The sequence below is a fragment of the Levilactobacillus sp. genome (genome assembly GCF_022646225.1).
Taxonomy (GTDB): domain Bacteria; phylum Bacillota; class Bacilli; order Lactobacillales; family Lactobacillaceae; genus Levilactobacillus; species Levilactobacillus suantsaiihabitans.
The window spans coordinates 289,908-311,582 of the sequence record NZ_JALCJA010000005.1 but is presented as its reverse complement, the minus strand read 5'-3'; the positions used below and the strand labels follow the sequence as shown (position 1 = coordinate 311,582).

The window sequence follows — 21,675 nt, the reverse complement described above, 5'->3', positions numbered from 1 at the left end:
ATCAAAAATGACTAATTTAAAATCAGACTTTTTTAAGATGTTGATTTGATAACTGACACAACCTCAATTTTAATGGTTGCCATGAACGCTGTCAACTAAACTCGCTGGAAACTGGTGGGTCTGGTCGGATTTATTCGTTTTTTTATCATGATGAGATGAAAAAACACCGACTACTCGTGGCAGTCAGTGCATTTTCTTATTTATGACCGGGCTTACCGTCCGGAATCAATTCGCTTTGTTGTGGTTTAGCCTTGTCCTTAGGGGCACTGGCTTTACCGTCAGTCTTGGCATCGGTCTTCTTACCGGCCCTATCGGTGGCATCTTTCTTGCCAGCGTCAGCGGCGTCATCACCTTCACCCACACCATAAGCGGCGCGGACCCGTTGATTGATTTCGGCCATCACGTCTGGATGGTCCGCCAAGTAACCCTTGGCATTCTCACGGCCTTGGCCAATCCGATCATCACCATAAGAGTACCAGGACCCACTCTTATCGACGATGTCTTTTTCAACCGCCATGTCGAGCAATTCACCGGTTTGAGAAATCCCCTTACCGTACATGATGTCGACTTCGGCCCGCTTGAATGGCGCGGCCACCTTGTTCTTGACGACCTTGATCCGCGTCCGGTTCCCGATAACATCGGTCCCGTCCTTGATCTGTTCAGCCCGCCGTACTTCTAGTCGAACCGTCGAATAGAACTTCAGCGCACGACCACCAGGCGTGGTTTCAGGGTTCCCAAACATGACCCCAACTTTTTCCCGAATCTGGTTAATAAACAGAGCAATCGTCTTGGTCTTGTTGATGGTCCCGGACAGCTTCCGTAAGGCCTGAGACATCAACCGGGCTTGCAACCCAACGTGGGCGTCACCCATTTCCCCTTCGATTTCTGCACGAGGAACCAGAGCGGCGACAGAGTCGACAACCACGATGTCCACGGCACCACTGGAGATCAAGGCATCCGCAATTTGCAGCCCTTGTTCACCGGTGTCCGGTTGAGAAAGTAGTAACTGATCGATGTTGACGCCCAGTGCCGTCGCGTAAGCCGGGTCCAAGGCGTTTTCGGCATCGATATATGCAGCAGTCCCGCCACGCTTTTGCACTTCGGCAACCGCGTGAAGGGCCACAGTCGTTTTCCCGGATGATTCTGGACCGTAAATTTCCACGATCCGGCCCCGAGGGTAACCACCGACACCCAAGGCCACGTCGAGAGCCAACGAGCCAGATGGTACGGTTTCCACGTCTAAGTTACTGTTGTCACCTAGGCGCATGATCGACCCTTTACCAAAATCCTTTTCAATCTTCTTCAGCGCTTTATCCAACGCCGCTTGTCGTTCGTCAGCCATCCAAATCCTCCTTTGATGCATCAATATTCAAGTAACACTATACGGGTTTTGTTCGCAAAATGCAAGTAAAAATAGAACAAAAGTTCCCCTTTATTTTGACCCGTTCAAAACGCGCCGTAACCAGTCCAATCCCGTCATGACCGACCGTTCCCGGATCGCGGCCCGGGTGCCGGTCAGATGGACCAGGCGGGCGCGCGGTTCATGTCCCCGTTGCGCTAAACCTAGCCAAACCGTGCCGGCCGGATGGCCCTCCAGGCTATCGGGCCCGGCGACTCCCGTGAAGCTCAAGGAGAAGTCGGTATCCAGGATGGCCCGCGAGCGTTCGGCCATTTGTTGAGCCGTCGCGGCGCTCACGACCCCATCACGGTCAATGATGGCTTGAGGAATCCCCAACAAGTCGTGTTTGGCTGAATTGGCGTAGGTCACAAAGCCCCCAGGAAAAATGGCGGAAACGCCGGGAACATCCCCCAGCGTGCTCTGGAATTTTCCGGCAGTCAGACTTTCGGCCCCGGTAATCGTCAAGTGTCGGTCAATCAGCTCGTTGACGACCACGGCGGCCAAGGTGTTATCATCCCCGAAGCCGTACAGGTAGTCACCGACCCGGTCTTGAATCGTGGCCGTCATTTTGTCCAGCAGCTTGACCGCCGTGGCCCGTTCATGCGCCTGGGCCGTCAGTCTGAGCGTGACCTCATTGACCTTGGCGTACGGGGCAATCGTCGGGTTGGTCTGCTGGTCGATCAAATCAGCCAGCTCCGTCACCAATTTGCCCTCACCAATCCCAAAGAACCGCAGAACTCGTGACTCCAAAAATTCGCTCCGGTGATAGGTCGCCTTTAACAGCGGTACCCCCTGTTCAGCAAACATGGGCTCAGCCTCACTGGGCGGTCCCGGCAGTAACATGATATCAGCCGCGTTAGGATCCTGATAGAAGGCCCCCACAGCCATGCCAGTCCGATTCTTGAGTGGTTGGCTGCCTTCCGGATAAAGGGCCTGTAACCGGTTATTCGGCGTCATCGGCCGTTCTGCCGTGGAAAAGTGCTGGCGAATCTTGGCCATCGCCGGGGCATTCTCCACTAATTTAACGCCTAACAAATGCGCAACAGTCTGCTTGGTCAGGTCATCCTTAGTCGGTCCCAGTCCACCGCTAATAATCACCAGGTCACTGCGCGAACGGGCCTGATTCACCACCGCAGTCAGGCGGTCAGCATTGTCGCCCACCAATGAATGGTAGTACACTTCAATCCCCGCTTGGGCGAGTTCCTGGGCAATAAACGCCGAATTGGTATCAACGATTTGCCCCAATAAAATTTCCGTTCCGACCGCAATAATTTCCGCTTGCATGCTGACCCCTCCTGAGGTGACTTAAAGTTAACTCCGTAAAAATACGCGTAAATTTTTTATTTTTTTGAAATTTATTTTCACCTAGTTCGTGAAAAGCGCTTGTACTGAAATCGTACCACAAAACTGACTGGCTCGGCTAATCTTACCTCACGGAACCAGAAATTTTACAAAAAAGGCAACAGCCGCTGGGGACTGCTACCTTTAATCTGCCCACACCTGTGGGGAACACAAGGCTGTGGATGACGCCAAGCAAATTGAGATGGGATCACCCCCACACATGTGGGGAACACTCAGCAGAGCCCTTAAAATAAGCGTTCGCTTGGGGATCACCCCCACACCTGTGGGGAACACTTTTGCTGCGAGTCGATGTACTCAACGGGAATAGGATCACCCCCACACCTGTGGGGAACACCCCTGGGGATCATCGTGCATCATTAGCACACTAGGATCACCCCACACCTGTGGGGAACACTGACCAGCATTCAAAGCATTAACTGTCTGTTCGGGATCACCCCCACACCTGTGGGGAACACGCACGCCATGGCCTTCTCCTCCCCCCCTCCCAGGGATCACCCCCACACCTGTGGGGAACACTTATCATAAGGGGTTACCTTATCAATACTCCAAGGATCACCCCCACACCTGTGGGGAACACCATCAGGAGCAACACAGAATGGGCATCAAGACGGGATCACCCCCACACCTGTGGGGAACACACTAAACAAATCCCGTCAAACCGGCATTTCAATTTCGTCCAACCCCGGATTTCCTTTAACTTGCTTATCGGACACACACAATTACTCCGCAGAAGATTCCGCGAACACCTGGCGATTTTGCACGAAGTAGTCGATGCCCGAGTAGATGGTGAAGAACAGGCAGATGTAGAAGAAGATTAGAGCCATTGGGATGTTGATGGTGCCAAAGCCAATGTTGTTCAGTAGTAATAAGATGATCCCGACCATCTGAGTTGTCGTCTTGATTTTGCCTGGCCAGGCGGCGGCTAAGACCTTGCCCCCGGTTTCTACGACGATCAACCGCAAGCCGGTCACGGCTAGCTCCCGGCAGACGATGATGGCGACTGCCCAAGCTGGCACGGCGCCCATTGATACCAAGATAATGAACGCCGTCATGACGATCATCTTATCTGCCAGCGGGTCGGCAAATTTACCGAAGTTGGTGACCAAGTGGTTGCGCCGAGCGATTTGGCCATCCAAGAAGTCGGTGATGGATGCCGCCGCAAACACGACTGCGCCCCAGACCTGGGCAACGGGAATCGCGGTCCCCAACCAGGTCACCTGACCCCAGTCCAGTGGCAGGACCAACAAGAGGATGAAGATGGGGATCAAGATGATACGAACAATTGTTAAACGATTTGGCAGATTCACGGAAAGTTCCTCCTTAAAATTTCTCAATAAAAAGGCGCGCCGGTCGCCACGGACCGACCCGCCTTGAGTCTTACTTAAATTCCAACGTCACAGTTTGGACCTGCGAGGTCGTGGTGCTGCTGGAGCTCGTCGTGGTGCCAGTGGTTGAACTGGAACTCGTGGCGTTGCTCGTGCTGGTTGCGGACGTGAAGTCGAAGTTCTTACCGTCAACCTTCACCTTCGTCGCTGGTGCGTTCCCAAACTTCAGGGTCACACTCGTCGCTGAACTTGGAATCGTCAGGGAGTGTGAGGTAGAAGATGACAACGTCCCTTGCCAAACGGTCGAGCCGCTGACCGTCACGGACATCCAAGCACTGCCAGTAGCTGACAGACTCATCTTTGGCTTAGCAGAAGCATTCTTCATTTCCCAAGTGGAGCCGGAAGTCGTCGAACTCAATTGCTTGAAGCTAGGCGTCTTGGTGGCCTTCTTGGAAGAAGACTTCTTCGAGGAAGACTTACTGCTGCTACTGCTACTCTTGGTCTTATTCGAGCTGCTGCCAGAAACGCTGACCGAACTGCTGTCGACGTTGTCCTTCGTGGTCCCCCCACCGTTATGCGAAGCGGCGACCCAGATACCGACCAAGATGACCAGGACGACGATGACGATCCCAATCACCGGAATCGTCCGCCGTAATTTCACGTAACGTTCATCGACCTGCCGTTGTTGCGAGCGAGTCTCAGGATTGTTTTCATTCACCTTATCGACGTATTCTTGCGTCTGGGTGCTTGGCAAAGCACTGTCAAATTGCTTTAACAGCTCCGCCCCATCCAGGTCGACCATATCGGCGTACTGCTTGATAAATGCGCGCACGTAAAAGTCCCCGGGCAACTCATCGAAGTTTTGGTCTTCAATGGCAATCAGATAACGCTTTTGAATCTTCGTCGTCTGTTGCAGGTCGTCCAGCGTGTACCCTTTGGCAATCCGGGCATCACGCAGCGTTTTTCCCAATGTAATTTTGCTGTTATCACTCATGATTTAATTCTCCACCTGTTCAAAATTTCTCTATAAGCAGTATAGCATAGGCATCGCCGCATTTTCAGCCACAACACCCAGAATTCAGGATTTAACGGTTTCTTAACCTCCGTTACGGCAAAATCGTATAGACGGTTTGCCGGCTGGCTGCCTGAAATTGTGCCAAGGCTGCTTGGACGGTTTCAAAGGTCATCCCCTCGAGCACGGTCAGTTCATCAAAAATGGTGGCCCCGTCAAATAGCGGGCCGTCGTACTGATTGGCGATGGCTTCGACCGAGTTGATGGCCCCAATCGTCCGGCCGATGGCTTCGCGTTTGACCAGGTCAAATTGGGCTTTAGCCGCCAACAATTGCGCAGGCGCATCAGTTAAGATGGCAGTTAGTTCACTGACAAAAGATTCCGGATGATCCGTATCACCGGCCAGTTGGGCAAAATGCGCGCCGCGTTGAATCTGGAAGTCATAGCCAAAGCTGTCGTCGATCACGTTGGCGTCATACAGCCGCAGGTAGTTGTCACTGGTATCATTGAACAATAAGTCAAAGGCCAAAGATACCGCCACGTTGTAGGTCAACCCCGCTTGACCCGCGGGCACGTCATCGTAACCGCGCAGGCCAATGCTGACCTTGGGCCGGTTGACGGTGAGGTGGCGCGTCGTGGTTGGCACGATCTCGGCCGCCGGCGTTTGTGGGGAAGCCACACGTTGAATCGGTTGACTCGGCCCGAACGTCTTGCCGTCCTGGTTCGCCGAGATCCACGCCAAGGTCTCCTCGGGATCGAGTTGCCCCACCACAATTAAATTCATATTGCTGGGGTGATAGAACGTGTTGTACGCCGCATAGAGGTCATCGGCAGTAATCTTATCGATGGAATCCACGGTCCCGGCAATGTCGATGTGTAACGGTTCACGCGGATACAGTTGGCCAATCATGCCAAAGTAGCTTTGCCAACCCGGGTCATCATCGTACATTTCAATTTCTTGGCCAATGATGCCCTTTTCCTTGTTGACGGTCGCCGCCGTGAAATACGGATCTTGCACGAAGTCTAACAAGATGTCCAGATTTTCGTGCAAGTGGCTGGTCGTCGCAAACAGATAGCTGGTTTGCGTAAAACTGGTGAAGGCGTTGGCACTGGCACCATACTGGCCAAACAGGTCAAAGGCGTCGTGGTCCTTTTTTTCAAATAACTTGTGTTCCAAAAAGTGGGCAATCCCATCGGGGAAGCGCACGGCCTCGCTTTGGCCCCGCGGCACAAATTCATTATCGGTTGACCCGTAATTAGTGGTCATCACGGCAAAGGTCTTGTGAAACCCAGCCTTAGGGACCAGGATGACCTTTAAGCCGTTGGCCAGCGTCGTTTGAAAGACGGTCTCGCCTAACCGCGAATAAGTTTGTTTATTCAGCATGCTGATCACCCCCGTGTAGGCAGTACGTCGCCTGCAACGTGACCTGTTGGGCCACCCGTTGCACATCGGCAATGGAGACTGCCGCTAATTTTTCCTGCCAAGTTTGTAATGGTTCCGTTAAATGGGTCAGTTCACTGTTGAGCAGACTGACCAGTTTGCGTTGCGGACTGTCGAGCCCGGCCAAGCGCGCATTCAAGAGACTGGCCTTGACCTCGGCTAACAGGTTGGCGGATAACTCACCGCGCTGTAAGGCCGCCAGCTGTTCGCCAATGATGGCCACGACGCGGTCTTGATTCTCCGCTTGGATACCGCTTTGCACGCCCAACGTCCCGGTGAACGGGTTGTAACTGCTGCTGGCGTAGTAGGCCAGACTGGCCTTTTCGCGCACGTTGGTAAATAACAGCGACAGCGGCGTCCCGCCAAAGGCCGCATTAAAGACCACGGCGGCCATAAAGTCCGCATCGTCGCGGTAAATTGGCAATTGGTAGGCCAAATTCAACTTGGCCTGAACCACAGGGGCCACATCGTCGCCGGCCTGCACCTCGGTACGCTGCTCCCAACGATAGTACGGGGAGTCATCGACGAGTTGGCGGTCCGTCAACGGCCAAGACTTAAGTGCAGCCTGCACCCGATCGGCCGTCACGTCGCCAACCACGGCCACGTGGATCGCGTCGTTGGCCAACATGTCATGGTAGGTCCCTAAGATATCAGTCGCCGTCAATTCACCTAAGGTCGTGGTGTCACCCAAGGCACTCATGGCCTGGGCCGGCTGACCGGTGAACAACAATTCCTGTAGCCGCCGGTTCGCCAAATATTGTTTGTCATCGTCTAACGATTTGATTGCCGTCAAGAGGTTCTGGCGCTGTTGGGTAAAGGTTGCCGGGTCAAATTGCCCGTTTGGCAACAAGGGATTGAACAAGACCGCCTTGAGCAGCGCCATCCCCTGTTCAAACAACGGGGTGGTGTCCGCAAAGTGGTCCAAATACTGTTCATCGACCACCGAACACGTTAACCGAATCACGTGCTTGGTCCCGAGCTTCACCACGCTGATACCAAAACTGGCCCCATACAGGCGTGACAGTTGCCGGGCCAAGGCCGTTTGGGTCGGATAAGCCGCCGTACTGGTCTCTAGAACTTGCGCTAACAGCGCCCGCGCGGTGATCGCCGTGGCCGTCAGTGGCGCCACAAAGTCCACCTTAATGCCAATTGTTTTAAATTGTTTAGTGGGTAACAGGTCGAGCGTTACCCCGTCTCGTATGCGAAAATGCACGCGCAATTGCCTCCTCTAGCAAAATACTAATCGGTGTTTAATTTTAAGGGAAGCGCGCCAGAAATACAAGCAACCGCGCTGAAATTGTGGGATTTTGCCGAAACAGGTGTCGGCTGGCCGCCTTACCGTTCGCTAGAGATGAGTTGGAACGCTGAGGGCGCCGGGTCGAGCCAAAGGACGGTCTCGACCCTCAACTTGGAGCCGATGAATCGCGTCTCCAAGTTGCCAGTTCCCTAAGCGTGGTAAACCACCCCGCTAAAGGAACTCCCACAGCTGAACTCATCTCTAGCGAACTCTCGGCTACGGTGGCGATGGTTCAGCACCAATCGTTTACACACTGTGTTCCGTCACAATTATACTTTCAGTGCGATTGCGTCTTCCCAACCGATTCCAATCCGACACCACTCCCTCTATTAATACTAACGAAAACCAACAGCAAGCAATGACCCCTTGCGCCATCTTCTTAAGAAAAGCTTCAACTTCGCCTGAACAAAAAAGCGACAACCCCACTCAAAAACGAATGGATTGTCGCTACTGATTGTGATCTGAAGGTCAAAAGACGAAAATCAACTGGAACTATTGTTATCATGCGGCTCATGGCGTCGAAGATAGTCGGTTTCGTCCTCACAATGCGAACTCTCGGCTACGGTAGTGCTTGCCAGTAGTAGCCGTCTTAAACCCAGATAATAGCTGCATTGACGACTGTCTTTTATTAATACTGATAGCCGTCAACCCTGGCTGATGCAGGCGCCTGGTCTCACCAGTTTTAGGCGTCAGGACACCGTCATTACGGCAATCAACACGTTAATTTCACTTCCAACCTTCAGTCAATTCTATTTCTGCGGCAACAGTGGCGTGTCCACGTTGCTACCAAACCATTTCTGGTTGATCTTCTCCAGCGTCCCGTTGGCGGCTAGTCGCTTCAGGCCCGCGTTGATCTTGCGGCGCATGGTGACGTCGCCTTTGCGCATCCCCACCGCAAACTTTTCTTTGGGGAAGCTGCCGACCGTGACCCGGTAATCTTCGGGGTGGGCCTGGTGCTTGATGTAGTAATTGGCGTACGTGCTATCGATCAGCAGCCCTTGAATCCGGCCGACATTTAAGTCGATGAAGGCGTTGGTGAAGGAATCATAGGTCACGGCCTCGTGATTTTTGATGCGGTCCTTCAACAGCTTAGGGTGCGCTTCAATATCGTTGGCCCCAGACGACCCCGTTTGTGCGCCCAAGACTTTGCCGGTCATGTCTTGATACGAGCTAATGTGATTTTTCTTCAGCGTGACCAAGACCTGGTCGTTGTTCAAATAGGTGTCGGAAAAGGCCACCTGCTTTTGACGCTGTGGCGTGATGGAAAAGCCGTTCCAAATCAAATCGATCGTGCCGTTGTGCAGCTCGGTCACGTTCATGCTCCAGTCGATCGATTGGAAATCGACCTTGACGCCGTACAGTTTAAAGACGGCCCGCGCCAGGTCGATGTCGTAGCCGACCAGCTTGCCACTCTTTTGGCGAAAGCCCATCGGAACAAAGCTGTCGTCCAGCCCGACCACGACCTTTTTCTTTTTGACGACGTTAGACCAGGTGTCGTCTTGATTGGCCCGTTGCGTGACGTTGTTGCAGCCCGCTAAGATACCGCCGAGGCCCGCGATGACCACCAGCAAGGCCCAGAATCGTAAGTACTTTCTCATCAAATGACCTCCCTAGTTCTTGGGTTCCACCCGCAACATTTGATCCGCAATGGCTTTTGCAAACGGCATGTCGTGGGTCACGACGATTTGCGTGATGCCCTCGTCACGTAACTTCAAGATAATTTGTTCGACCTCTTTACGTAGGTCCGGATCCAGTGCCGACGTGGGTTCATCGTAGCACAGCAGCTTGGGGTGCATCGCTAACGCCCGCACGATGGCGACCCGTTGCTTTTGCCCCCCGGATAATTCGTACGGGAACAGGTCCGCCTTGTCGCCCAGGTCCAATTGTGTCAGCAAGCGGTCCGCCTCGGCATTGGCAGCTTGGGTGGATTGCTTGAGCACCATGGTCGGCGCCAGCGTTACGTTTTGGCGCACGGTCAGGTTCGGGAACAGTTGATAATCCTGGAAGACCACCCCGATCACGGCGTCATTGTCGCGGTTCGTCGCCGGATCAAAGGGTTGTCCGTCTAACAAGAATTGGCCGCTGTCAACGCTAGCCAGTCCGCTGATGCATCGTAGCAGCGTCGTCTTACCGGCCCCAGACGGCCCGACAATCGTTAAGATCTTGCCATCTTCTACGGTTAAATTCACGTCGTCGAGGATGGTCTTGCCACCAAATTTTTTCGTAATCCCTTTAAGTTCTAACATGTTTTGACCATCCTTTCCTTAACGCCAGAAACTGTAGTGCCGTTCGAGTCGCTTCAAGACCAGCGTGCAAACCGCTGTCAGTAACAGGTAAATGACCCCGACCAGTAACATCGGTACCAGCGTCACGTCACGCGCCATGGCCACGTTGCCGGCCCGTAACAGGTCGCCCAACCCGATCACATAAACCAAAGATGAATCCTTCACCAGGTTGATGACTTCGTTCCCGATGGACGGTAAGACGATCTTGACCACTTGGGGAATCACGATCTTACGCAACGTCTGCCACTTGGTTAGCCGCAGGACCCGCGCGCTTTCGTATTGTCCTGCCGGAATAGCCTGTAAGCCGCCCCGGAAGATTTCAGCGAAGTACGCCGTGTAATTTAAGATAAAGGCGAATAACGCCGCGTCATACCGCTGGAAGACGATGCCGATGATAGGCAACCCATAAAAGACGAAAATTAATTGCAGTAACAGTGGGGTCCCCCGCATCAACCATACGTAGATGTTAATGATCCAGGTCAACGGTTTAAACCGCGTCGTCATGCCCAATCCTACCAGGATACCTAGTGGAATGGCGATAATAATGGTCCAGAAGAAGATGGATAAGGTCATCCCCGTCCCGGAAAGTAATGATGGTAAAATCTGCGTCACGTAATTCATAATGATTCCTCCTTCGCCAAAAAAAAAGCCCTCTCGAGAAATAACTTCTCAAGAGGGCGTCTCAACGCTGTGCCACCTCAAATTCTCGACGCGCTCACGCCACGCCGACTCAGTGAGTTCCTAGCCTCGCTGAGTCGGTGGAATCAAAAAAATCGCCCTCCTAGGTCCAAAGACCTAAGAGGACGATCACATCGTGGTTCCACCTCATATTTGTTTCCGTATCACTACGAAAACCTCAGCGAGTTGCTAGCAACTCCAGCGATAACGGGGCTTTTCCCGAGCCGTCTTACTCATTTCAGACAGCCAACTCACAGATGTGGTTCGAATCGCTCAGTCCGCCCGTTTCCATCCGCGGGGCTTTCTGGAGAACTTGAACAACTCTACTCTTCCGTTCAACGTTTTTCATTCATTGACAGTATATTACTTTTTTTCAGGGATCGTGTCAACCCATGAAAATGAAAAAAGGTGTTCAACCGGCCAATTTCTCCAGCGAACACCTGGTTTCATAAAATTTATCCGCGATGGAACCAGCTGCTGACGCGATGCCAGAAACCGGTATCCTCTTGTTCTTCGATCTTCATCAATGGCACGGTCTCGCCCTCCAGGCGGCGGGCCACGTTACGGTAGCCTTGCCCAGCGGGGTTGTCCGTTTGCATGACCACGGGTTCCCCTTGGTTGGAGGTCGTGATCACGGCATCATCGTCAAAGATAATGCCCAGTAATTCGATGCCCAGGTGATGGGTGATCTCGTCGATATCCATCATGGACCCGTCTTGCATCATATTGCGGCGAATCCGGTTGATCAACAACCGTGGTGCCTCGGTCAATGGGTGTTGTTCCAACAAGCCCACGACCCGGTCGGCATCCCGCACGGCAGAGATTTCTGGTGTCGTGACTACGATGGCGGCGTCGGCCCCGGAAACCGCGTTGATAAAGCCTTGTTCGATACCGGCTGGACAGTCGATCAGGACGTAATCGTATTCGGGCTTGAGCTCGTCAACAATTTCCTTGACCTGTTCCGGCATTAAGGCCGTCTTGTCCGTATTTTGGGCAGCTGGCAACAAGTAGAGCTTGTCGTCAAAGCGCTTGTCCTTGACCAGCGCTTGGGGCAACTTGGCCCGGCCTTCCGCCACGTCCACGATATCGTAGATGATGCGGTTGTCTAACCCCAAGACCACGTCTAAGTTCCGCAACCCAATGTCCAGGTCCATCAAGCAGACCCGTTTGCCCATCAAGGCCAGCGCGGTCCCGATGTTGGCACTGGTCGTCGTCTTACCGACCCCACCTTTACCGGAGGTGATCACAATTGCTTTTCCCATTTTTAAATTCCTCCAATCTGGTTATACAACTTCGGATTAATCTTCTTTAATTGCGCCAACTTGCCGTACGACAAGACGTGCAGATCATTTACATAAGCCACCGTTTGCTGCGAATCAGTGACCGTTTCCGGTTCAATGATATCGAACTGCTCGGCGATGCGCACCTGTTGTGCGGTCTGAAGATTTCCCATAATCAGCTTGGACTCGTCATCGGGATACCCCGCCTGAAGAATTCCAGCGACATCCCCCATGGAAAAGATGTTGCCCGTCGTCCGGAGCTTACCACCTTCGTGAATCGTCCCCAAGAACAGGACGTCGCCTTTCATGACGACCTCCTGCCCGTTACGAATCACTTTGCTTAACAGGTGAACGTTTTCCCGCTCGCGTAACTGGATTGCATCGGCAATCGTCATGACGTTAGCGGCGATCTTATGGATCTCAAAGCGCGGATACTGTGCCACCATCTGTTCGATGCGTGACTTTTCTTCCGCGGTCAAGATCCGGTCTTCAGTTAACACATCCAGCGAAATTTTGGATGCTGCCAAAGCCTGGGGGTCCACCTTGAGATTTTCTAATAATGCTTTTAAATCAACCAAGATTTGGTCCAGACTCGCTGATTGCTTGAGGACCAAGTCATAGCCGTTTTGCGTTCCGCGTAATACGGCAGCCTGCATAGCGTTCGTTCCCTTCACCTATTTTAACCAATTATACACCCAACGAATCGGGAAATATAAAATCACAAACATTGCTAAGTTAAAGGCCAAAGTCGGGCCCAACGTGTTTACTAAAAACGCGCTGCCAGCTCCGGAATTTAACCGCATCGCGCGGCTAGCCAAGTAGCCCAGACCTTCCACCACGGTAATGTCGATAAAGTAAATCAACAAGCCACTCAAAAAGTTCGGGCGAATCCAACTCGCTAGTCGGCGGGTCACATACACGACGAGCGGGAAGATGAAGACGGCTACCCCGAAGATGCCGGTGTAGTACAAATCAAACACGGCCCCCGCGACCGCCGCCCATCGACCTAGTGGCAGGTCAAACGTGCCATCGTCGGCTTCAAAGAGCACCCCGCACACGAGCCATAACACCACCAAGTGGCTGACCATGGCGTTGGGGTAACGAAACATTTGGACACTAAAGACTTGGCTAATCGATCCGTCTAGAAATAGCGCCAAAAACAAGAAGACGGGCAAGCCGAAGCGTAACTTTGATAATCGATACACGACTAGTCCCCCCTACTGCTTGCTGACGGCAACGGTGACGATGTTCAGCGCACTGAGATCCGTGGCTGGATTGATGTACAGCTTCGTTGCCAACCCGTAGTCAGACCCGGTCGCCTTAGCTACCGTCCCGACGTACAGGCCCTTTGGCGTCACGCCACCCAGACCACTCGTCACGACCTTGTCGCCCTTGGCGAGCTTGGCCTTGGTCGTAATGTTGTCCATCGTAATCTGGCCCGTGGTGGCCTTATAACCACTCAGGACCCCGTTGACCGTCTTGCCGGATTTCGTGGTGATTTGGACCGCGAACCGATTGGCGGAATCATTGTTGTCAGTGATCAGTTCCACCTTGGAATTGGTCTTGTTGACCTCAGCGACCCGACCAATCAGGCCGGACCCAGACATGACGGGCATGTTCTTCTTGACCCCCGCAGCGGCCCCCTTGTTAATGATCACTTGGCTTTGCCATGAAGATGGCGTCCGGGTGATCACGGCGGCAGAAACGGCGGTGTAGTCCGTCAATGAGGCGTTCAACTTCATTTCCTTTTTCAGTTGCTTGTTTTCCTTGGCAAGTGTTTGGTCACGGACCTTGGTCTGCGCCAACTCACTCACTTGCTTCTTCAACTGTTGATTTTCCTGGTACGTGTTCAACAATTCCGAAACGGCACTGACGGAGCCGCTCAACCCGTTGGTCGGAATCGCCACGACCCGGTCGACTAAGCCAACAATGTCATTGCCAAATTGCTGCACCAACGGCGGCGTGGACTTCTTGTTGCGTAGCGTCACGGACACCGTCATCAAAGCAAAGCTAACAATCACGCAGACAATAATAATGACCAGCCGGCGATTGAGAGAAAATTTCTGCATGTTAGACCTCCATCTTGTGGGTAAGGCTTTCGTTTACCCCCTACCGTCACAATAAAGAAGCGGGAAGCTGCCTTCCCGCTAGTCCCTATTTTTTCTTCATGACATCGATACTCTTTAATGATTCCCCAGTACCAGCAGCCACACAATCTAACGGGTCGTTGGCAATGGAAACTGGCACCTTGGTTGCGTCCGCAATCACTTCAGATAAGTTCTGCAGCAATGCGCCCCCACCAGTCAAGACGATACCGTGATCAATCACATCGGCAGCGATTTCTGGTGACGTCTCTTCCAGGGTTTCTTTGATAGCTGTAATGACGTCTTGAACGGGTTCTTGGATGGCTTTGGCAACGTCGACTGCGGAGACTTCCACGGCCTTAGGTAAACCAGTGACCAAATCACGCCCACGAATCGTGGCGCCATCGATCTTTTCGGCCGCTTCCACGGAAGCAGAACCGATGTCCATCTTCAGCTTTTCAGCGGTCCGTTCACCAATCAACAGGTTGAAGTTAGACCGGACGTACGTCGCAATGGCGTCGTCTAACTTGTCACCGGCTACCCGGATGGAACGACTGGAAACGATCCCACCCAAGGAAATAGTGGCAACGTCGGTCGTCCCACCACCCATGTCAACGACCATGCTACCGGTAGGGTCCATAACGGGCAACCCGGCACCGATGGCCGCTGCAAATGGTTCTTCGATGACATAAGCATCACGCGCACCAGCTACCCGGGTCGCGTCGATCACGGCCCGCTTTTCAACTTCCGTTACGCCGCTTGGGACACAGACCATCACGTAAGGCTTGCCGTTTGACTTGCCCACAGTTTTTTCGATGAAGTACTTCATCATGGCAACGGTCGTATCGTAATCGGCAATCACGCCGTCTTTCATGGGCCGAATGGCAACGATGCTAGCCGGGGTCCGGCCAATCATTGCGCGTGCGTCTTCACCAACGGACACAATTTCCCCAGACTTTGTGTTCTTGGCGACAACGGAAGGTTCGCGAAGAACGATACCTTTCCCGTCAACGTAGACAATCGTATTGGCGGTACCCAGATCGATCCCAATATTTTTCGTTCCTAATCCGAACAATGTGTTTCATCCCTTCATTGTCAACAAAACTTTAATTGATTTTTATTTTTGTACATTGATAGACGTATTATAACATACCTATCTACGTGAGAACACGTCGTCAATGTCAAGAATACCGAACTTTTAACGAGAAAGAAATAGGAAAACCGGATTTTAATCAGTTTTTAAAGGTTCTGCCGCATTTTCTTCACCGTTGTCCGGTAATTGGCCCGCCTCGCGCAGGCTAAAATAACTGTGAATGCCGATCACAAAGCCGTCCAGCAAGGGAATGCCCATCAGTCGCCCACAATCGGCCAGGCGCTGCATGAAGGCCAGGTCGTTCGGCGACGGTTGTGGGACTCCGCTGGGATGGTTGTGGGCGACCACGATGGCCGCGGCGCCGTTCATCACGGCCAGTTGAAAGATCTCGCGAGGATGGACAGGACAACTATCTAACGTCCCTTGAAAGACCGTTTGCCGGTCAATGATGCGGTGCTTGGCATCGAGGACCAAGACCTCAACGCGTTCCTGCTGCAAATAACGCAGGTCATCCATCAACGCCTGGCCCAACTGGCTGCTAGCCGTCACCTCTCCCAAGATGGGCCGCGGTGCCTGCTGGACCCAGCGTCCCAGGTCGATGGCCGTCAACAGGCTGCGGCGCTGAGAATGGCCGCCAACGTAGGCGCGACACTGGCGGTGACTGGCATAGCGGAGATTCGCCACGCTGTGGAAGTAGCGAAAGAACCGGTCACTCTCCGCGATGTGCGGCAGTCCCAGGCTCTTAAGGACCTGGCCGACCAGTTGGCGTTCATTGTGGATCGTCATTTTTTGTCGTTGCATCTCTCTTCACCCCTCTACGGATTAACTCCGTAAAAAAGGCGAATTTATTCGTCGGTCCCCTTAAAATATTGCCGAACCTCGGAAATAAAGTACAATGACCCCGTCAATAACACCAGGTCATCGGCCGAAATGCTGGCCAGCACCGATTTGAGTGCCGTGGGCCAATCCGGTGCCATGGTGATGCGTTTGTGGCTGGCCACCGCGTCTTCCAGCTCTTTAGGCGTGGCCGCCGCCCGTTTGCCCGGCCCCTGAAACTGCGTCACGACCAGGTGGACTTGGGGGACCTTCATCAAGGTCTTGACCATTTGGGTGTACTGCTTGTCCGCCAGCACAGCCAAAATAATGTAGATGTCGTGACCAGAAAAATGTTGCCGCAACAACTGGGCCATTTCGACCATCGCCGGCTCGTTGTGCGCGCCATCAATGGCAATCAGCGGTTCGTTCGCTAACCGCTCAAACCGACCGGGCCACGTGGTATGTTGGAGGCCCTGGCGAATCTCGGCAATCTTGACGCGGGTCTGCGTTAATTGATGATACGTGATGTAGGCCGTCAAAGCCGTCGCCGCGTTGTCGATTTGATATTGACCTAACAAATCAATCTGTAGCCGCCGCCAGCGATGATCGCCCCAGGCGTAGTCAAAGCGTTCGCCCCATTCGTGCTCGGGCCGGTTGGTCACCCGAAAGTCGCGGTCCAGTGCCCGAACCTGGGTGTCATTGGCCGCGGCCGTTTGGTCCATCACCGCCAGCGCATCAGGCGTTAAACGACCACAAACGACCGGGACGCCGGGCTTGATGATGCCAGCCTTTTGCGCCGCAATCTTGGGAATCGTGTCCCCCAAGATCTTCATGTGATCCATGCCAATCGTGGTAATGACGGACACGGCCGGCGTAATGATGTTGGTCGAATCATACTTGCCGCCCAACCCGACCTCGACCACGACCACATCGACCGGATGGGCCGCAAAGTAGCTGAACATCAAGGCGGTGTCGATTTCAAATTCTGTCGGTCCCTCTGGCCCTAATTGCGCGTCCAGTTGGGCCACGATGGGTTCAATGTGCTGTACGTCGGCCAATAAATCGGCGTCACTGATGGGCTCACCATTTACGCTGATCCGCTCGTTGAAGCGGGTAATGAACGGCGAGGTAAAGGTCCCCACCGTTGCCCCTTCGGCTAAAAACAGGTCGCGCAAGAAGGCCACCGTGGAGCCCTTGCCGTTGGTCCCGGCGACGTGAATCATCTTGAGTTGGTCCTGGGGATTACCCAGCAAGGCCATGAACTCCCGCATGCGGGTCAGCGTCGGCTTCTTCTTGAAGCGGTCGCGCCCGTGAATAAACTGTAATGCCTCGGCATACGTTTTTATCAATTTGAAAACCTCCCGGATAGTCACTGCCTCCCAGTTTAGCAGATTCCCCCAGTCATTGCCTAGCTTTTGTGGGGGATTTTTCCTGGCGGCTGGCAACCTTGGTGGGTACTGGCCGCCCTACCGGAACTGCGGTCATCCCTCTTGCCGCTCCTTTTCCCACGAGACCTGTTCCCAAACCACAATGTCCAACGCCAACCCAAAAAGCGGCACCCCAACCATCACTGGTCAGAGTTCCGCTTTGTTTAAAAATTCAGTTGTTAAAGTTGGGCCTTAATGTCGGCCAACCGTTGCTTGGTAGCGGCCAACTTCTTTTCGTTGTCGGCTTGCTTCTCGCGTTCGGCGTTGACCACGTCTTCTGGGGCGTTGGCCACGAAGCGTTCGTTGCCTAACTTCTTGGTTGCCCGTTCAACTTCAGACGTGAACTTGGCAACTTCCTTGTCCAGACGCTTGGCTTCGTCGTTTAAGTCGACCAATTCGGCCAGTGGCACTGAGACTTCGGCGCCGGTGATGACCGCCGTCATGGCTAACTTCGGAGCGACCAGGTCGGCACCAATTTGCAAGTTCTTCGGGTGAACGAACCGGTCGATGTAGTCGCGGTTGGTCTCGAAGACGTGTTGCAGCTTGTCGTCACTGGACTTGATCTGCAAGTCGATTGGCGTGGACATTGGCGCGTTGGCTTCGGCCCGAATGTTCCGCACGGCCTTGATCAAGTCAATCAGACTGGTCATATCCGTTTCCGCCGTTGGGTTGTCAAATTCTGGGTGGTCGACTGGGTAAGCCGCCGTTACCAGTGACTTGCCGTCATGCGGCATAGCTTGCCAAATGGCTTCCGTCACGAATGGCATGATCGGTTGTAACAGGCGCAGGGTCTGATCAAGCACGTAGGCCAGCAGATCTTGCTTAGTGGCCTTAGCCACCGCGTCATCACCGTTCAAGACTTCCTTACTCATTTCGATGTACCAGTCACAGAAGTCGTTCCAAATGAAGTTGTACAGGGAACGGCCGGCTTCACCGAATTCAAACTTGTCAAACATTTCCGTGACGTGCTTGACCGTGTCGTTTAAGCGACTCAAGATCCATTTGTCAGTCAGGTCCCACTTGTCAGCAGCGGGGACGACCGGCTTGGTGTTGTCACCCAGGTTCATGATAACAAACCGGCTGGCGTTCCAGATCTTGTTGATGAAGTTCCAGGCCGCATCCATCTTGTCGTAGCTGAACCGCACGTCTTGGCCCGCCGTGGAGCCGGTGGACAAGAACCACCGCAGCGCGTCGGCACCGTACTTGTCAATGACATCCATCGGGTCAATCCCGTTGCCCAAAGACTTACTCATCTTGCGCCCATCTTCGGCCCGAATCAAGCCATGCAAGAGAACGTGTTTGAACGGCCGCTTGCCGGTGAATTCCAGGCTTTGGAAGATCATCCGGGAAACCCAGAAGAAGATGATGTCATAACCGGTGACCAACGTGTCGGTTGGGAAGTAGCGTTTGAAATCAGCGCTATCTTCATTTGGCCACCCCATCGTGGAGAATGGCCACAGCGCACTGGAGAACCAGGTATCCAAAACGTCAGGGTCTTGTTCCCAGTTTTCAATGTCTTTCGGCGCTTCTTCGTTGACGTAAACTTCGCCGGTCTTCTTGTTGTACCAGGCTGGAATCCGGTGGCCCCACCAGAGTTGCCGGGAAATAACCCAGTCGTGGACGTTTTCCATCCATTGCGTGAAGGTGTGTTCAAAGCGTTCTGGCACGAAGTCAACCGCATCGTCGCCTTGTTGGTTCTTGATGGCGGCTTCGGCCAACGGCTTCATTTTCACGAACCATTGCGTGGATAACCGGGCTTCGACTTGGACCCCGGTCCGTTCGGAATGCCCAACGGAGTGGACGATGGGGTCGACCTTCAACAGTAAGCCTTGGTCATCCAAGTCAGCAACCATGGCCTTGCGGGCGTCAAACCGGTCCATGCCAGCGTACTTGCCGGCCTTTTCGTTCATGGATGCGTCTTCGTTCATGGTGTTGATCCGTTCCAGGTTGTGCCGGTTACCGACTAAGAAGTCGTTCGGGTCATGGGCGGGCGTGATCTTTACCATCCCTGTCCCAAAGTTGATGTCAACATATTGGTCAGCGATGATTGGAATCTTGCGGTTAGCCAGTGGCAAGATGACTTCCTTGCCGACTAAGTCCTTGTAACGCTCGTCGTCCGGGTTGACCGCCACGGCCGTGTCCCCCATCATGGTTTCAGGACGCGTCGTCGCAATTTCAATGTAGTGCTTGCCATTAAACGTGTAATCTGGGTCAGCAAATGGGTACTTCACGTGGTAGAAGGCCCCTTTGTCGTCTTGGTGAATAACTTCGATATCAGACAGGGCTGTCCGCGCTTGCGGATCCCAGTTGATGATGTATTCGCCCCGGTAAATGAGCCCCTTCTTGTACAAGGCCACGAAGACTTTCTTGACCGCGTCAGACAGGCCGTCATCCAGTGTGAACCGCTCGCGGGAGTAGTCCATGGATAAGCCCATCTTGGCCCACTGCTTGTGAATCGTTGCGGCGTACTCGTCCTTCCATTCCCAAACCTTGTCGACAAATTTTTCTCGGCCGAGGTCATAACGGGTAACGCCTTGTTCCCGCAAACGGGCTTCCACCTTGGCTTGCGTGGCGATTCCGGCATGGTCCATCCCTGGTACCCATAACGTGTCGAAGCCCTGCATCCGCTTTTGCCGGATGATCATGTCTTGGAGCGTCGTGTCCCAGGCATGGCCTAAATGCAACTTACCCGTGACATTCGGCGGCGGCAATACGATAGAATACGGGGTCGCCTTTTTGTCCCCACTGGGTTTGAACACATCTTCATCGAGCCAAGTCTGGTACCGACCCGCTTCAACGGCGGTCGGATCATACTTGGTCGGCATATCAATTTGCTTGTCTGCCATGTAAATCAATTCCTTTCTTGACTAGGGAAGCGACCGGTCTAGGTGTACAAAAAAGACTCCCCATCCTAAAAATTAGGACGAAGAGTCTTCGCGGTACCACCTAAATTGGGCGTTCATGCCCCACTTAACTTCTTTGTTAACGGAGAGTGCTCCGGTTCGGGCTTACTATCGGTTCAGCCCAACAGCTCACAAGCTACGTTCACGTGAGAATCTCACCAGGCTTCCACCAATCCCCGGCTCTCTTCAACAGACCGCTTCACGCTACTGACTTGCTCAATGCTACTTTCACAGTTTACGCAATTTCCGACTAAAGGTCAACACGTTTGACCAACTTTTCCAGGGCATCAATGGCCGCCAGATAGTCAGGTTCGTCAGTTTGTTCAGTCACGATTTGCCGGTAAACAATCTTACCCGTGTCATCAATGATCCAAATCGACCGGGCCAAATTACCCAAGTTCGGGACGTACAGCCCCATTTCGTAGCCAAACGACAATTCTTCGTCTGACAACAAATCAACGTTTTCCACGCCTTGAGCCGCGCACCAGCCCGTTTGTTCCGCAATCGAGTTGTTCGAGATCGTCGCAAACCGCGCATCTGGATAGTGGTCCGCCTGCTGGGTGAACTTTCGCGTTTGAATGGTACATACTGGTGTATCCAGGTCCGGAACCACGCTAATCAAGGTCACTTTGCCAATCAAGTTAGCCGTCTTGACCTTCTTATTTTCCTGATCGAATACCTTAAACTTTGGTAACTGATCCCCTACTTCTGGCAACGTACCAGATAAGGAGAATGTATCGCCGAGTCGTGTGACTTCCACGCAGATCAACCCCTTCAGTTATTTATCGGCTCTCACCGACTAATTGCTTTAATTATCGCGCAACTCCAGGGGTAATGACAAGCATTTTGCCATAAAATTGTGAAAAACTCTGGTGGCTTACTCCCACGCTTGCGGGGAATACCTAGTGGCTTACTCCGAGGACCTGTACGTCAAGGAATCACCCCCACACCTGTGGGGAATACACCGTATTCAAAGTAAAGGTCCCTGAACGGTCAGGATCACCCCCACACCTGTGGGGAATACAAAAATAGCAAGTTGTTCTGAGTACTTCATACCGGGATCACCCCCACACCTGTGGGGAATACTTCACCTTGTGGTCAGTGACCGACTCACTTAAAGGATCACCCCCACACCTGTGGGGAATACGTCAGTCATCACCCTCCCAAGTGCCGTCTTTGAGGATCACCCCCACACCTGTGGGGAATACTGCACTATACTGTAGTTACAGTTTTCTGATGTAGGATCACCCCCACACCTGTGGGGAATACCTCT

General features: G+C 53.2%; 18 protein-coding genes, 1 CRISPR repeat array and 2 other annotated features (1 of these 21 cut by a window edge). All 18 genes read right to left on the bottom strand.

Annotation, left to right across the window (positions count from 1 at the left end):
* Nucleotides 1-196 precede the first annotated feature (196 nt).
* The 18 genes from recA to tpx all read right to left on the bottom strand — a co-directional run bounded on the left by recA (nt 197) and on the right by tpx (nt 21,162).
* A complete protein-coding gene (recA, locus tag LKH74_RS10220; RefSeq protein ID WP_287708521.1) occupies nt 197-1,342 on the bottom strand; it encodes a recombinase RecA in 1,146 nt (381 codons plus the stop codon).
* Between the two features lie 90 nt (nt 1,343-1,432).
* The gene (locus LKH74_RS10215; RefSeq protein ID WP_135367679.1) at nt 1,433-2,683 is read right to left on the bottom strand and encodes a competence/damage-inducible protein A; all 1,251 of its coding nucleotides are present in this window, start codon (nt 2,681-2,683) and stop codon (nt 1,433-1,435) included.
* Nucleotides 2,684-3,480: 797 nt separating this feature from the next.
* Nucleotides 3,481-4,068 carry a CDP-diacylglycerol--glycerol-3-phosphate 3-phosphatidyltransferase gene (pgsA, locus tag LKH74_RS10210; protein ID WP_135367678.1) on the bottom strand — a complete coding sequence of 196 codons (588 nt, stop codon included), beginning with the start codon at nt 4,066-4,068 and terminating at the stop codon, nt 3,481-3,483.
* A gap of 70 nt (nt 4,069-4,138) precedes the next feature.
* Entirely contained in the window at nt 4,139-5,080 is a 942-nt protein-coding gene (locus LKH74_RS10205; protein ID WP_135367677.1) for a helix-turn-helix domain-containing protein, read from the bottom strand.
* Nucleotides 5,081-5,192: 112 nt separating this feature from the next.
* A complete protein-coding gene (gene yfmH, locus LKH74_RS10200) occupies nt 5,193-6,479 on the bottom strand; it encodes an EF-P 5-aminopentanol modification-associated protein YfmH (RefSeq protein WP_404819917.1) in 1,287 nt (428 codons plus the stop codon).
* Nucleotides 6,472-7,752 carry an EF-P 5-aminopentanol modification-associated protein YfmF gene (gene yfmF, locus LKH74_RS10195; RefSeq protein WP_287708522.1) on the bottom strand — a complete coding sequence of 427 codons (1,281 nt, stop codon included), beginning with the start codon at nt 7,750-7,752 and terminating at the stop codon, nt 6,472-6,474. Before yfmF ends, yfmH begins: the two co-directional genes overlap by 8 nt.
* Before the next feature lie 833 nt (nt 7,753-8,585).
* Nucleotides 8,586-9,434 (bottom strand): amino acid ABC transporter substrate-binding protein, encoded by an 849-nt coding sequence (locus LKH74_RS10190; protein WP_287708523.1) that lies wholly within the window; start codon nt 9,432-9,434, stop codon nt 8,586-8,588.
* Nucleotides 9,435-9,446: 12 nt separating this feature from the next.
* A complete protein-coding gene (locus LKH74_RS10185) occupies nt 9,447-10,082 on the bottom strand; it encodes an amino acid ABC transporter ATP-binding protein (protein WP_135367673.1) in 636 nt (211 codons plus the stop codon).
* Between the two features lie 18 nt (nt 10,083-10,100).
* A complete protein-coding gene (locus LKH74_RS10180) occupies nt 10,101-10,742 on the bottom strand; it encodes an amino acid ABC transporter permease (protein ID WP_135367672.1) in 642 nt (213 codons plus the stop codon).
* Between the two features lie 175 nt (nt 10,743-10,917).
* Nucleotides 10,918-11,147 (bottom strand) — a binding site (T-box leader).
* A 107-nt stretch (nt 11,148-11,254) separates the two neighbouring features.
* The gene (gene minD, locus LKH74_RS10175) at nt 11,255-12,061 is read right to left on the bottom strand and encodes a septum site-determining protein MinD (protein WP_135367671.1); all 807 of its coding nucleotides are present in this window, start codon (nt 12,059-12,061) and stop codon (nt 11,255-11,257) included.
* A gap of 2 nt (nt 12,062-12,063) precedes the next feature.
* Nucleotides 12,064-12,735 (bottom strand): septum site-determining protein MinC, encoded by a 672-nt coding sequence (locus tag LKH74_RS10170; RefSeq protein ID WP_135367670.1) that lies wholly within the window; start codon nt 12,733-12,735, stop codon nt 12,064-12,066.
* 18 nt (nt 12,736-12,753) lie between these two features.
* Nucleotides 12,754-13,284: a rod shape-determining protein MreD gene (mreD, locus tag LKH74_RS10165; RefSeq protein WP_135367669.1), complete on the bottom strand. Its 531-nt coding sequence runs from the start codon at nt 13,282-13,284 to the stop codon at nt 12,754-12,756.
* A 12-nt stretch (nt 13,285-13,296) separates the two neighbouring features.
* Complete coding sequence (gene mreC / locus LKH74_RS10160; RefSeq protein ID WP_135367668.1) at nt 13,297-14,148, bottom strand: rod shape-determining protein MreC; 852 nt, start codon at nt 14,146-14,148, stop codon at nt 13,297-13,299.
* An 85-nt stretch (nt 14,149-14,233) separates the two neighbouring features.
* Entirely contained in the window at nt 14,234-15,238 is a 1,005-nt protein-coding gene (locus LKH74_RS10155) for a rod shape-determining protein (RefSeq protein WP_125575288.1), read from the bottom strand.
* Nucleotides 15,239-15,391: 153 nt separating this feature from the next.
* A complete protein-coding gene (locus LKH74_RS10150; RefSeq protein ID WP_135367667.1) occupies nt 15,392-16,057 on the bottom strand; it encodes a JAB domain-containing protein in 666 nt (221 codons plus the stop codon).
* A gap of 44 nt (nt 16,058-16,101) precedes the next feature.
* Nucleotides 16,102-17,421 (bottom strand): bifunctional folylpolyglutamate synthase/dihydrofolate synthase, encoded by a 1,320-nt coding sequence (locus LKH74_RS10145; protein WP_287708524.1) that lies wholly within the window; start codon nt 17,419-17,421, stop codon nt 16,102-16,104.
* Nucleotides 17,422-17,678: 257 nt separating this feature from the next.
* Nucleotides 17,679-20,345 carry a valine--tRNA ligase gene (locus LKH74_RS10140; protein WP_287708525.1) on the bottom strand — a complete coding sequence of 889 codons (2,667 nt, stop codon included), beginning with the start codon at nt 20,343-20,345 and terminating at the stop codon, nt 17,679-17,681.
* Between the two features lie 70 nt (nt 20,346-20,415).
* Nucleotides 20,416-20,631: a binding site (T-box leader), on the bottom strand.
* Nucleotides 20,632-20,652: 21 nt separating this feature from the next.
* A complete protein-coding gene (gene tpx, locus LKH74_RS10135; RefSeq protein WP_125575292.1) occupies nt 20,653-21,162 on the bottom strand; it encodes a thiol peroxidase in 510 nt (169 codons plus the stop codon).
* A 175-nt stretch (nt 21,163-21,337) separates the two neighbouring features.
* A CRISPR array of direct repeats spans nt 21,338-21,675; the repeat unit is 28 nt; unit sequence GGATCACCCCCACACCTGTGGGGAATAC (it continues 240 nt past the right edge of the window).